This is a genomic window from Kingella sp. (in: b-proteobacteria) (assembly GCF_030527935.1).
Classification (GTDB): Bacteria; Pseudomonadota; Gammaproteobacteria; order Burkholderiales; family Neisseriaceae; genus Kingella_B.
Window position 1 is genome coordinate 1 of sequence record NZ_JAUMZV010000057.1, and the last position, 11,577, is coordinate 11,577.

Consider the following 11,577-nt stretch of genomic DNA (forward strand, 5'->3'; position numbering starts at 1 on the left):
TAGGGGAAATTCTAACTTAATGTGAATTTCCTGAGTTATCTAGGACAGCCCCAAAGATTTTATCGCCAGCGGCAAATCCTATTTTGTGGATTTCGGGCATCAAAAATTCCGTTTGGATTTTCTGTCGCTCCAAAAACTGCGCTTCACTTCGCCCGATGGCAAAAACAGCGATGAAGTGGCGATTACCACCACCAAAGTGGGCGATGGCGTGTATATGATTTACTGGACGCGCCGCGCCAAACAACACGTGGTGCACGTGGACGATTTTAAAAACGGCGTGGCGTACACCAATATCGTGATGCCCGATGGTTCTATCACGCGCAACAAAGGGACGCTGGTAGAGATACGCTAACGCAGCATAAAAGGCAGCCTGAAAACGCTATTTCCGTTTTCAGGCTGCCTTTTTTATGCGCCAAGCCAACCCAATCGGCGCAAACGACAGCCCGCGCCAACGCTACGCCTTCGCCGCTTGCTTTATCAGCGCGGCGGTATTTGTCCCAAAATAATCACAGGGCTTTGCTCGCGTCCGCTGCCAAAATTCAGGCTGCTGCGGAAAATGCCGTCTGGTGCAACATGGCGAAAATCGGGAATAGAAGGCAGCCTGAAAACTAACTTTCAGGCTGCCTATGCTTGCTATTTCACAATCTGATTCAACTCGCCTTTGGCATATTGGTTCGCCATTTTTTCCAGCGAAACGGGCTTGATTTTATCCGCCATGCCTTCGCAGCCAAACGCTTGATAACGCGCCAAGCAAATTTGCTTCATCGCTTCCACCGTTTTGCTCAAATATTTGCGCGGGTCAAACTCGCTGGGGTTTTGCGCCATAAAGCGGCGAATCGCGCCTGTGCTGGCAAGGCGCAAGTCGGTGTCAATGTTTACTTTGCGCACGCCGTGTTTGATGCCTTCCACAATCTCTTCCACGGGCACGCCGTAGGTTTCGCCAATGTCGCCGCCAAATTCGTTGATGACTTTCAGCCATTCTTGCGGCACGGAGCTAGAACCGTGCATCACAATATGCGTGTTGGGCAGCGCGGCGTGGATTTCTTTGATGCGGTCAATCCGCAGCACTTCGCCTGTGGGCGGGCGGGTGAATTTATACGCGCCGTGGCTGGTGCCCACCGCAATCGCCAGCGCGTCCACATTGGTGTCGCGCACAAAGCGCACGGCATCGGCCACGCTGGTGAGCATTTGGTCGTGGCTCAGTTTGCCTTCCGCGCCCACGCCGTCTTCTTCGCCCGCTTCGCCTGTTTCCAAGTTGCCCAATACGCCAATTTCGCCTTCCACCGACACGCCGCAAGCGTGGGAAAACTGCACTACGCGGCGGGTTACTTCGGCGTTGTATTCGTAGCTAGACGGCGTTTTGCCGTCTTCTTGCAACGAGCCGTCCATCATCACCGAGCTAAACCCAAGCTGGATAGAGCGTTGGCACACATCGGGCGATGCGCCGTGGTCTTGGTGCATCACCACGGGAATATGCGGGAACTCTTCCACCGCTGCCAAAATCAAATGGCGCAAAAAAGGCGCACCCGCATATTTGCGTGCGCCCGCCGATGCCTGCACAATCACAGGCGCGTTCACTTGGTCGGCGGCTTCCATAATGGCGCGCATTTGCTCCAAGTTGTTCACGTTGAAAGCGGGTAAGCCGTAGCCGTGCTCTGCGGCGTGGTCTAAAAGTTGGCGCATGGATACGAGTGCCATTCTGTGTCTCCTTGTAGTGGGTTGTAGCAAAAAACAACGGGCGCGATTATAGACGCTTAAAGGGCGAAAAACAACGTTGGATGCCGATGGATGGGCGATAATGCAGCCTGAAAAGCGATTGCAAGCGGATGATTGGGCGGCAGCAAAACGCGCATTATCCGGTTTCAGGCTGCCTTTTGCACTACATGTGATTACGCGCTGTTGCTTGCCATGATAACGGCACGCAGTTTGCCAAAACGCGGTTTCTCGTTTCAGGCTGCCGTTAATCATTAGGCAGCCTGAAACCTAAAATGGAACGGCGGCGGCTCGCCGCCAAATGGTTTATTAAACAGAGTATTGCTGGTTTGCTACGATGTCGGCGAGCCACCGACGCTCCATCGGTTACAGATTTTGCAAAGGTTTCAGATTGAAGTGCCGTACAAACATTTCAGGCTGCCCCAAACATCCAAGGCAGCCTGAAAAGCTAAGAACCTGTATTCACTATTTGCATAGGCATCTTTTATGCCATAAAAGATGCCTATGCAAATAGTGAATACAGGTTCTAAACATCACGCCACATCGGCGCGGGTGGTAATCACCTTATCAATCAAACCATAATCCGCCGCTTCCTGCGCCGACATAAAATTGTCGCGGTCGGTGTCGCGCTCAATTTGTTCCAGCGGTTTGCCTGTATGCTCCGCCAGCATTTGGTTCAATTTCTCTTTGAGCTTCAACAATTCACGCGCGTGGATTTCAATATCCGAAGCCTGCCCGCCCAAGCCGCCGCTAATCAACGGCTGATGAATCATCACACGGCTATTGGGCAGCGCAAAGCGTTTGCCCTTTGTGCCCGCCGACAGCAAAAACGCGCCCATGCTCGCCGCCTGCCCCAAGCACAGCGTTTGCACATCGGGCTTAATAAACTTCATCGTGTCGTAAATGCTCATGCCCGCGGTAACGCTGCCACCGGGGCTGTTGATGTAGAAATAAATGTCTTTATCGGGGTTTTCGCTTTCCAAAAACAAAAGCTGCGCCACCACCAAATTGGCGGTGTGGTCGTCCACAGGACCGACCAGAAAAATAATCCGCTCTTTGAGCAAGCGCGAATAAATGTCAAACGCGCGTTCGCCGCGCCCGCTTTGCTCAATCACGGTAGGGATTAAAGTGTTGTTTTGAATATTGGGTAACATCGGTTTTCCTTGAATTTGCATAATAATAACGAATAGGCAGACTGAAAGGCTATGCGCGCTAACAAAAAAGCACCAAGCAAACAATCGCTTTGGTGCTTTTGGCGGATGCGATTAAGCGGCTGCGCCCATCACTTCTTCAAAGCTCAATGCTTTTTCGGTAACTTGGGCTTTGCCCAGCACATAATCCACCACATTGGCTTCCACCGCCAAGTTGGTTGGACCTGCCAAGCGGCTGCGGTCTTCAAAATACCAATCCATCACTTCTTGCGGGTCTTCGTAGCTATCGGCAACATCGGCAATAATCGCTTTCACTTGCTCATCGGTGGCTTGCAGTTTGAATTCTTCCACCAAAGTGGGCAGCAGCAAGCCCAATGCCACGCGCTGCTCGGCACGTTCGGTAAACATATCGGCAGGCAAGTCAAAGTTGGACGCATCCAAGCCTTGTTGTGCAAAGTTTTGCTTCATTTCGTCTGCCAAGCGTTGCGCTTCGTCTTTCACAAAAACTTCGGGTAAATCAAATGAATGCGCACTGCGCAAAGCTGCCATCACGGCATCGGTGTTGCGGGCATCTACGCGGCGTTTCACTTCACGCGCCACGTTTTTCTTGATTTCTTCGCGCATTTTTGCCACGTCGCCATCGGCAATGCCCAAGGTTTTGGCAAAATCGGCATCCACTTCGGGCAACTCAGGCTCGGCAACATTGTGCACGGTGATGGTGAACACGGCGGTTTTGCCTGCTACGTCTTTGCCGTGGTAATCCGCAGGGAAGTTTACTTCCACGTCTTTGCTTTCGCCTTCTTTCAAGCCCAGTACGCCTGCTTCAAATTCAGGCAGCATTTCGCCATTGCCCAGCAAGAAAGGGTAGTTTTCAGACGAACCGCCTGCAAAAGGCTCGCCGTCAATTTTGCCTGCAAAGTCAATAATCACGCGGTCGCCGTTTTGCGCTTCGCGCTCCACGCGGTTGTAGCGCGTGCGTTGTTTGCGCAGGATTTCAACGGTGTTGTCCACTTCTTTATCGCCCACTTCGGCGGTAACTTTTTCAATGGTTAAGCCAGACAAATCGCCGATTGTGATTTCGGGGAAGGTTTCGTAAATAAACGCCACTTTTAACGCATCCGCGCTTTCTTCGCCTTCAACAGGCTCAATGCTGGTTACGGCGGCGATGCGCAGGTTTTGCTCTTGCGCTTCTTTGTTGAACGCTTGTTGCGCCAAATCGTTGAGCACGTCGTTTTGAATGCTCGCGCCATACATTTGGGCAACCATTTTTAAAGGGGCTTTACCAGGGCGAAAGCCGTCGATGCGCACGCGGCGTTGCGCTTTTTTCAGCTCTTTATCGGTGGCTTCGTTGATGTCTAACCAAGACAAAGATACGATAACTTTACGTTTCAATTTTTCTAATGTTTCAACTGCTGCGCTCATGGCTGGTCTTTCTTTCGTTGATTATTGGTGGAAAATAAAACGCGCGAGTGTATCACAAGGCTGGGCGTTTCGCACCTATTTTGCGCCGTTTGCCCACATATCGCTTGACGCGCTGCCCATCGCAGCACTATAATGCGCGCTTCTTTGCCCAGATGGCGGAATTGGTAGACGCGCTAGTTTCAGGTACTAGTGTCCGTAAGGACGTGGAAGTTCGAGTCTTCTTCTGGGCATTCAATTTGCGGGACTGCTTTTGCGAGCAGTCCTTTTTGTTTGGCTGAAATATGATTTTCAGGCTGCCTTTACCATCGCTGCCCACCATGAACCGAACTTCTGCCTATGCGCTTATCCTGCTGTTTACGCTGCTGTTTGTTGTTTTGTTTGGCGGCAGCAGCCAGCTTGCGGCGTATCTCAACCCCGCGCCTGCGCTGGTTTTAACCAGCCATATCCCGCTGATTGCGCCCACCGCGCTGCTTTATATTAGCCTGCCGCTGTTTTTGCTTTACGCCGCGTGCAAGCTGGATACCGCCGCGCAATGGCGATTATTTTTGCTGCTCACAAGCGAGCTGATTATCGCCAGCATCGCGTTCCAGCTTTATCCTGTTCACGTTCACTTTATGCAGCCTGAAAACCCGCAAGGCGCGTGGCAAACGCTGCTGCGCATCGCGCACGGCATGGGCATGAGCCACAATTATCTGCCTTCGCTGCATTGCGCCTTTGCCACCACCGCTGCGGCAATGTTGCATCGCGCCGTTTCGCCGCCGCGCCGCCTTGCTGTGTGGCTTTATGCCGTGGCGGTGAACATCAGCACGCTCACCATCCACGCGCATCATCTGCTGGATTTGATAGCGGGCAACGCGCTGGCGTGGCTGCTGTGGCTGCCGATGCGCCAGCTTGCCTGCCGCACGCAAGCGGGGTTTCAAGCGCAGATGCTTTGGCTGGATAACCAAATCCAGTTCGCCTGCCGCCATCCGCGTTACGCGCTGATTAGCGTGATTTTGTACAGCCAATATCCGTTGCACCCCAAGCGCAGCAAGCTGATGATTGCGGGCTACTGCTTTTTGCAAGCCTATGACGACATTATGGATGGCGACCGCGTACTGATAGGCAGCCTGAAAACAAGTGCCGCCGCCAACAGCATCACGCCGCAGCAACACGCCGACCCAATCATCCAACAATGGCACAGCTACGCCGCCGCTTATTCTGCCCAACCCGCGTTAAGGCAGCCTGAAACGGCATATAGGCAGCCTGAAACTGCGCTTTCCGACCTGCCCGGGCTGGCGCATCTATTCAACCAGCAGCTTGCCCAACTGCCCAGCTACGCCGAGGCGCACGCCGAAGTGGCGCAACTGCTGCGCTTGATGCAAGCCGATGCCCACCGCGCCCAGCATCACCAGCTTTACCCGCAAGCGCAGTTGCAACAGCACATGAACCAAACCTTTATTTCATCGCTTAATCTGCTGTTTATTGCCCAGCAATGCGCCACCCGCGCGGCACACGTTCCCGAGCTGGTGCGTGCGCTGGCATGGTGTTCCACTACGCGCGATTGGGATGACGACCTTGCCTGCGGCATCATCAACATCCCCGCCGAAGTGTGGCACGCCGCCCAGCTTGCGCCCGATGTCGCCGATGGGCGTGCAATCAGCCAAAATTCCACCATTGCCGCGTGGCTGGCGCAGCAAAAGCAGCACGCCGAACAGGATTTGCGCGAACTGCTTTTCAGGCTGCCTCACATCCAGCAGCAAGACCCTGCGGCGGCAAAAATTGTGCGGCTGTTTGCGCGGTCGGTGCAGCGGTTTGCGCAGAAGCGGTATGTGAAGCGGTTTGAGGGGTAGGTAGCCTGAAAGCGCGAAAGGCAGCCTGAAAATGGAGCGGCGGCGATTTGTCGCCAGTAGTGCATTAAATGAACTGTGCTGATTTGCCAAGATGTCGGCGAGTGCCGATGCGCCATTTTGGGTTCACTTGTGTGGTGTGGCGTGGCAGAAACGAATGCGCTCACTATCAAACAGTATTCAAATCCCAAATGCAAAAAAGGCAGCCTGAAAACCGTATTCAGGCTGCTTTTTGCGTTTCAGGCTGCTTTGGGCTATTGCAAATCGTTTGTGGATGCTGCGCCGCCCATTGTGCCTGTGGTTTTCAGGCTGCTGGATTTGAGCCAGCCATCGTGGGCATCGCTGTTCTTGTCCAGATACATGGCGTAGTCGTAGCCGCCATAGGTTTGGTACACGACAACGTGGTCGTGGCGCACGATAAAGGTTGGGATTTTGCAGGCGGCGTGGGGTGCGCTGTGAAAATGCGGTTTGCGGGCGGTAACTATTTTGCCAAGCACGGGGCGATGGTGCGCGGCGGTGGCTTGGGCGCGTTGGTTGAGCGCGGCGCAGTTAATTGCCCATGCGGGGGTGGCGAGTAGGGCGGTAATCAGGGCGAGAGATGGGGTAAACGGTTTCATGGAATGAATAGTCTTGTGGAGCTTGAAATATATAGTAAGAATAAAAACAGCATCAGTAGGGTGTGTGGCTTTGCCACGCACCATTGCTTGTTACTAAACGGTGCGTGAGCAAGCTCACAACCCTATTTGCTTTGCGAAATCCTAACAGCAGCCTGAAAACCGTATTCAGGCTGCTTTTTGGTTTTCAGGCTGCCTTTGCTTACTGCCACACCGCTATTTTGGGCAGCGGTTCAACTTGGTAGCCGTTGTCGCGCAGCAGCATGATTAGGCCTTGGTTGCCAATCAGGTGGGCTGTGCCAACGGCAAACAGGGTGGGCTGTTTGGCGGTTTCGGCTTGGATTTTGGGCAGCCAGTTGCGGTTGCGGGCAACGATAAGCTGTTGCACGAACCAGTCGGCAAGTTGCTGTTGTTGCGCTTGGCTAAGGCTGCTTTCGGGGTCAAACTCGGTGTCTTTTTGCATCAGGGCGGGGATTTGGGCGAAGTTGCCGTTGGCGTAGGCTTCGGCGATGATTTTGTCGTCGTCTTTTTGCGGGCGTTTTGCCCAGTCGTTGAGCCCTGCGATGATGAGTTCTTCGGGCAGGATGTGGAAGTAGGCAAGGGCTTCTATGTGGCTTTCTAGGCTGCCGCGCGGTTTGTGTTGGGCGATGGCTTGGCTGACGATAAGGTTGTCCACGCCTGTTTCGTTGCTGTCTCCTGCTTCGCGTAGGCTTAATGTGGTGAGAAAGATGGCCCATGGCTGATATTGGTCTAGGTTTTGGGCGAGCGGTTCGGTGTTGGGGTAGGTGCGGATGCGTTGTTTTAGGGCGTTGAAGGCGCGGCTGCCCATTTTTTGCGAGAGTGGGCTGTCGCTGAGCATGGCTTGGGCGATGCTTTGTTGGGTGCTTTCGGGGATGTCGCTGGGGACTTCGGTGATGATTTTTTGGCTTTGGTTGATGAGCTGGCTGAGCGCGGGGCTAATTTGGGCGTGGGCTTTGCCAATGTGGATGGTGCCGAGCAGGTAGGAATCGGTTTGCCCTGCTTTGCTGATTTTCCACAGGTTGCTTTCTAGCTTGACGCTGTGCCAGTCAAAGGGGGTGGGGCTGTATTGCTTGGGGGCGGGTAGGGGGAGGGTGGGGCTGGCTGGGCGGGATTTTTTGCTGGCTTGCGGGGTGGCGGGGCTGGGTTGCCAAAATTGGATGCCGATGTTGGCGAGTATCAGCAGGGCGATAAAGGCGATAAGGAGTTTAAGGTGTTTGCTGTTCATGGTGGGTCTTGGGGTGGGCGGGTAAATTTGCTTACGGTTTTCAGGCTGCCTTTGGATGCGCTATTTGCCGGCGAGCCGCTGATGTTTTATTTCAGGCTGCCTTTGGGGTTTATTCTCGGTGGTAGGGGTGGTTATTCAAAATGGAGACGGCGCGATAGAGTTGCTCGGTGAGCAGCACGCGCACCATGCCGTGTGGCAGGGTTAGGCTGGATAGGCGCAGCATTAGGTGGGCGCGTTGTTTTAGGCTGTCGGTCATGCCGTCTGCGCCGCCGATGATGAAGCAGGGGTGTGCGCCGTTTTGTTGCCATGTGCGCAGGTGTTCGGCGAGTTCTACGGATGTGGGGGCTTTGCCGCGCTCGTCTAGGGCGATGATGTGGGCGTTGGCGGGCAGGGCTTCTAGGATGCGTTTTTCTTCGGCTGCCATGCCTTGTGCGCTGCTGATGCCTGCGCCGCGTTTTTCGGGTTTGATTTCTTTGATGGTGTAGTGGATGTCGCGCCCGAAGCGTTTGCTGTATTCGTTTACGGCTTCGGTTACCCAATGGGGCATTTTGGTGCCTACGGCTAGGATGGTGATGTTCATGGTGGGGAGTGGGGGGGTAAGGCAGCCTGAAAATGGGGTTGGCTGGTGTGGGGTGGGGACATTTATGGCGACGAGCCGTCGCCGTTCCATTTGTTGCTAAGGTGTTTTCAACCTTGCGCGTTGCGCTGCGGTATACCCCTTTATATCCAAATCAAAGATTTGGACAAATGGATAAGGCTGCCGTTGGGTAGTCGTTATGTTGAAATATCCAGTTAAATCAGTATGCAGGGTATGCCTACTTGTTTGCACGCCATTGGGCTTTGCTACACGGTGCGTGGCACAGCCACACACCCTACTTGTGCCGCTGTTTAATCGTTTGGCGTGTTACCTGTCATCATCAGCAACACGATGTTTTGAATGGTGTTGTAGATAATGGGATGCTCTTCTTCGTAGGTGTTCATAAAGATAAGCAGGGCTTGGTGGAGCTGGGCAAGGGCTTGCTCGGGCTGGTGGGTTTGCAGGTGGTGGTAGGCGTGGCGGGAAAGGTATTTGGCGTAGAGCGGGTGGTCTGTGCCGACACGGTGGGCAAGGTGTTGCGCGGCTTGGTGGTAGTGTTCGGCGGCTTGGTGGTAGTGTTTGAGCGCGTCTAGCGTGGCGGCGAATTCGCAATGGGCGTGGGCGATACTGGGGTGGTGGGCGGGGGCGGTTTGTTCTAGGGTTTGCACGGTGTGTTGCAGGATGGATAGGGCTTCTGTGGCGTGGTTTTGCTGGCGATAAACGGCGGCGGCGTGGGTGTAGGCTTGGGCGGTTTGCGGGTGGTGCATGCCGTGTAGGCGTTCAAATTGGGCGGCGGCTTGTTCGTAGTGGTGCAGGGCTTGGGCTAGGTTTTCTTGGGCGTAGTAGCTGTTGCCTAGGTCGTCGTGGATTTGGGCGATTTGTTCGGCTTCGCGGGCGAGCGATAGGGCTTCTTGTTGGCTGTGTTGGGCTTCGCTGGCTTGGGCGGTGTGCAGTTGGTTGTTGCCCAGTTGGTTTAGGGCTTGGGCGAGCGTGGTGGGGTTGTCGTGTTGGCGGTAGATGTGTATGGCTTGTTTGAGCAGGGGTTCGGCGGCGGCGTAATCGCCGTTGGCGGTGTGCCATGCGCCAAGGTTGAGCAGGCTTTGGGCGTGTTGTGGGCTGGTTTCGCCGTGGGTGTGCTGGGTGTAGTCGTGGGTGTCTTGCAGCTCTTGGGCGAGTTGCTGGTGTTGGTAGTTTTGGATTTGGGTGCGGTGGCGTTGCTGTTGGGCGTTGAGTTGGTGCGGGGTCATGGTGGGGGGTAGGGCAGCCTGAAAGCGTGAATGTTTACGGTTATATGGTTTTCAGGCTGCCTATGGGGTTTAGGCAGCCTGAAAAGTGTTTGCGGGGTTAGTTATCAGCGGCGTGCCACGGTTTGCTTGCGCCTGCGTGAAATTGGGGTTTTTCGCCGCCCCAAAGGGCTTCGATGTCGTAGTAATCGCGCACGGCGGGGAGCATGACGTGGATGATTAAATCGTCGGCATCCACCAATGCCCATTCGCCGCTGTCTTGCCCTTCGCTGCTCAGGATGGTGTAGCCTGCTTCTTTTAAATCAACGGCAACGTTGTTGGCTAGGGCTTTGACTTGGCGGGTGGAATCGCCGCTGGCGATTATCATGCGGGCGAATAGGGATGTTTTGTCGCTGGTGTTGAGCACGATGATGTCTTTGGCTTTGATGTCTTCTAGGGCATTGACGGCGATGGCGGTCATGTGTTCTAGGTTTTGCTGTTCTTGTTCGGTCATGTTGTGTCTTTATGGGGGTGGAAAAATGGGGGAATTATACTGAATTTGGGGGGATTAAGGCAGCCTGAAAGTGCCTATGCCTATTGTTTCAGGCTGCCTATCGCCGCTCTTGTTTGCGAATCAGATACATTGCCCAACAGCCAAAGGCGGCGGTGGGCAGGATGGCGGAAAGCATGGCGGGCACGCCATAAAGCTGGGTGGTGAAGCCAAATAGTCGCCCTGTGAAAAAGAACAGCAGCCCAAGGCAGATGCCGCCAAACAGTTTTAAGCCCATGTTGCTGTGCCGCCCTGAATTGGGGGTAAAGGCAAGGGCAACCAGTGCCATGACTACGGTGGCGATGGGGTAGATAAGTTTGTTCCACCATGCCACATCGTAGGCTTGGGTTTGCTGGTGGTTTTCTTTGAGATAGCGGATGTATTGGGTGAGCGCGGTGAAGCTCATTTGCTCGGGTTTGACGAGTAATACGTTGAGCAAAGGCTTGCCGATGTCGGTTTGCCATTCGCGCTCGGCTTGCTGCTGCGGCTGGGCGCGGTTGTTGGCAAGGGTGGTGCTGTGGGTGTTGTGCAGTTGCCATTTGCCGCTGGCTACGGTGGCTTTTTCCGCGCTGATGGCTTCGGTGAGCTGGAATTGGTCGTTGTAGTGCCAGATTTTGATGCCAACGAGCGTGTTGTCGGGCAGCATGGACGCAACGTTTATCATGCTGCCTTGCTGCTTAATCCAAATGCCGTTGTGGGCGGCGGCGATTTGCCCCGCGCGGGCGTTGGCTTTCATTTCATCGCCACGGCGGCTTAACTCGGGCGCGAGCCATTCGCCCAGCAAAATGGTGGCGATGGCAAAAATTGCGCTGAATTTGATGATGATGCCGATGATGTTGGCGGTGGATAAGCCGCTGGTTTTAATCACGGCGAGCTCGCTGTTGTTGGATAGCTGGTTGAGCGCAATCAGCCCGCCGATGAGCGTGGCAAGCGGCATCAGCTGATAGGCGCGGGCGGGCATTTGCATCAGGATGTATTTTGTTGCCACCCAAAGCGTGTATTGGTTCTGCCCAACTACGCTGGTTTCGCTAATCAGGTCAATAAAGCTGTATAGCGCGAGAATGGCGAACAGCGCGTAGCAAGAAGCGATGGCAAGGCGTTTGATGAGATAGCGGGTGATAAGGTTCATGGTGATACTTAAAAATTTATGATGATTAGAGCAGCCTGAAACTAAAATTATACTTTCAGGCTGCCCAAAATAAAAAATTAATAAAACAAGCTATCGCGACAATCTTGGTCCATCCATGCCCCT

The 11,577-nt window shown here is 54.2% G+C and carries 12 protein-coding genes and 1 tRNA gene; 4 read left to right on the forward strand and 9 right to left on the reverse strand.

The genetic code is table 11. The annotated features are described in order from the left end of the window. The first annotated feature begins 85 nt into the window (after window positions 1-85). Window positions 86-352 carry a hypothetical protein gene (locus Q4A85_RS12535; protein ID WP_303110875.1) on the forward strand — a complete coding sequence of 89 codons (267 nt, stop codon included), beginning with the start codon at window positions 86-88 and terminating at the stop codon, window positions 350-352. Between the two features lie 281 nt (window positions 353-633). On the opposite strand, the gene fba is transcribed toward Q4A85_RS12535, so the two are convergent. The 3 genes from fba to tig all read right to left on the reverse strand — a co-directional run bounded on the left by fba (window position 634) and on the right by tig (window position 4,286). Next, window positions 634-1,698: a class II fructose-bisphosphate aldolase gene (gene fba / locus Q4A85_RS12540; RefSeq protein ID WP_303110877.1), complete on the reverse strand. Its 1,065-nt coding sequence runs from the start codon at window positions 1,696-1,698 to the stop codon at window positions 634-636. A 548-nt stretch (window positions 1,699-2,246) separates the two neighbouring features. After that, window positions 2,247-2,867, reverse strand: coding sequence for an ATP-dependent Clp endopeptidase proteolytic subunit ClpP (gene clpP / locus Q4A85_RS12545; protein WP_303110879.1), 621 nt, complete (start codon window positions 2,865-2,867; stop codon window positions 2,247-2,249). 111 nt (window positions 2,868-2,978) lie between these two features. Then, a complete protein-coding gene (tig, locus tag Q4A85_RS12550; protein WP_303110881.1) occupies window positions 2,979-4,286 on the reverse strand; it encodes a trigger factor in 1,308 nt (435 codons plus the stop codon). On the opposite strand from tig, the gene Q4A85_RS12555 reads away from it, so the two are divergent. The 3 genes from Q4A85_RS12555 (at window position 4,285) to Q4A85_RS12565 (ending at window position 6,118) form a co-directional block, all read left to right on the forward strand. Continuing rightward, complete coding sequence (locus tag Q4A85_RS12555; protein WP_303110882.1) at window positions 4,285-4,419, forward strand: hypothetical protein; 135 nt, start codon at window positions 4,285-4,287, stop codon at window positions 4,417-4,419. The genes tig and Q4A85_RS12555 overlap by 2 nt on opposite strands. 13 nt (window positions 4,420-4,432) lie before the next feature. Then, window positions 4,433-4,516 (forward strand) — tRNA-Leu (locus tag Q4A85_RS12560). An 87-nt stretch (window positions 4,517-4,603) separates the two neighbouring features. Further along, complete coding sequence (locus Q4A85_RS12565) at window positions 4,604-6,118, forward strand: phosphatase PAP2 family protein (RefSeq protein ID WP_303110883.1); 1,515 nt, start codon at window positions 4,604-4,606, stop codon at window positions 6,116-6,118. A gap of 251 nt (window positions 6,119-6,369) precedes the next feature. Here Q4A85_RS12565 and Q4A85_RS12570 read toward each other — a convergent pair whose 3' ends face one another. The 6 genes from Q4A85_RS12570 to lptG form a co-directional block, all read right to left on the reverse strand. Further along, complete coding sequence (locus Q4A85_RS12570; RefSeq protein ID WP_303110884.1) at window positions 6,370-6,732, reverse strand: hypothetical protein; 363 nt, start codon at window positions 6,730-6,732, stop codon at window positions 6,370-6,372. Between the two features lie 199 nt (window positions 6,733-6,931). Continuing rightward, window positions 6,932-7,975 (reverse strand): TraB/GumN family protein, encoded by a 1,044-nt coding sequence (locus Q4A85_RS12575; protein WP_303110886.1) that lies wholly within the window; start codon window positions 7,973-7,975, stop codon window positions 6,932-6,934. A 109-nt stretch (window positions 7,976-8,084) separates the two neighbouring features. Further along, complete coding sequence (rlmH, locus tag Q4A85_RS12580) at window positions 8,085-8,555, reverse strand: 23S rRNA (pseudouridine(1915)-N(3))-methyltransferase RlmH (protein ID WP_303110894.1); 471 nt, start codon at window positions 8,553-8,555, stop codon at window positions 8,085-8,087. Window positions 8,556-8,863: 308 nt separating this feature from the next. Then, window positions 8,864-9,799 (reverse strand): tetratricopeptide repeat protein, encoded by a 936-nt coding sequence (locus tag Q4A85_RS12585; RefSeq protein WP_303110888.1) that lies wholly within the window; start codon window positions 9,797-9,799, stop codon window positions 8,864-8,866. A 97-nt stretch (window positions 9,800-9,896) separates the two neighbouring features. Next, window positions 9,897-10,289 carry a ribosome silencing factor gene (gene rsfS, locus Q4A85_RS12590; protein ID WP_303110890.1) on the reverse strand — a complete coding sequence of 131 codons (393 nt, stop codon included), beginning with the start codon at window positions 10,287-10,289 and terminating at the stop codon, window positions 9,897-9,899. 97 nt (window positions 10,290-10,386) lie between these two features. Then, window positions 10,387-11,454, reverse strand: a complete 1,068-nt coding sequence (lptG, locus tag Q4A85_RS12595; protein WP_303110892.1) for an LPS export ABC transporter permease LptG — start codon at window positions 11,452-11,454, stop codon at window positions 10,387-10,389. Window positions 11,455-11,577: the final 123 nt, after the last annotated feature.

What these genes read in the sequence shown, in the direction of transcription:
- Q4A85_RS12555 (WP_303110882.1), top strand. Translation starts at nt 4,285, where the DNA reads ATGGCTGGTCTTTCTTTCGTTGATTATTGGTGGAAAATAAAACGCGCG.
- tig (WP_303110881.1), bottom strand. Translation starts at nt 4,286, where the DNA reads ATGAGCGCAGCAGTTGAAACATTAGAAAAATTGAAACGTAAAGTTATC.
- lptG (WP_303110892.1), bottom strand. Translation starts at nt 11,454, where the DNA reads ATGAACCTTATCACCCGCTATCTCATCAAACGCCTTGCCATCGCTTCT.
- Q4A85_RS12585 (WP_303110888.1), bottom strand. Translation starts at nt 9,799, where the DNA reads ATGACCCCGCACCAACTCAACGCCCAACAGCAACGCCACCGCACCCAA.
- fba (WP_303110877.1), bottom strand. Translation starts at nt 1,698, where the DNA reads ATGGCACTCGTATCCATGCGCCAACTTTTAGACCACGCCGCAGAGCAC.
- clpP (WP_303110879.1), bottom strand. Translation starts at nt 2,867, where the DNA reads ATGTTACCCAATATTCAAAACAACACTTTAATCCCTACCGTGATTGAG.
- rsfS (WP_303110890.1), bottom strand. Translation starts at nt 10,289, where the DNA reads ATGACCGAACAAGAACAGCAAAACCTAGAACACATGACCGCCATCGCC.
- Q4A85_RS12565 (WP_303110883.1), top strand. Translation starts at nt 4,604, where the DNA reads ATGAACCGAACTTCTGCCTATGCGCTTATCCTGCTGTTTACGCTGCTG.
- rlmH (WP_303110894.1), bottom strand. Translation starts at nt 8,555, where the DNA reads ATGAACATCACCATCCTAGCCGTAGGCACCAAAATGCCCCATTGGGTA.
- Q4A85_RS12575 (WP_303110886.1), bottom strand. Translation starts at nt 7,975, where the DNA reads ATGAACAGCAAACACCTTAAACTCCTTATCGCCTTTATCGCCCTGCTG.
- Q4A85_RS12570 (WP_303110884.1), bottom strand. Translation starts at nt 6,732, where the DNA reads ATGAAACCGTTTACCCCATCTCTCGCCCTGATTACCGCCCTACTCGCC.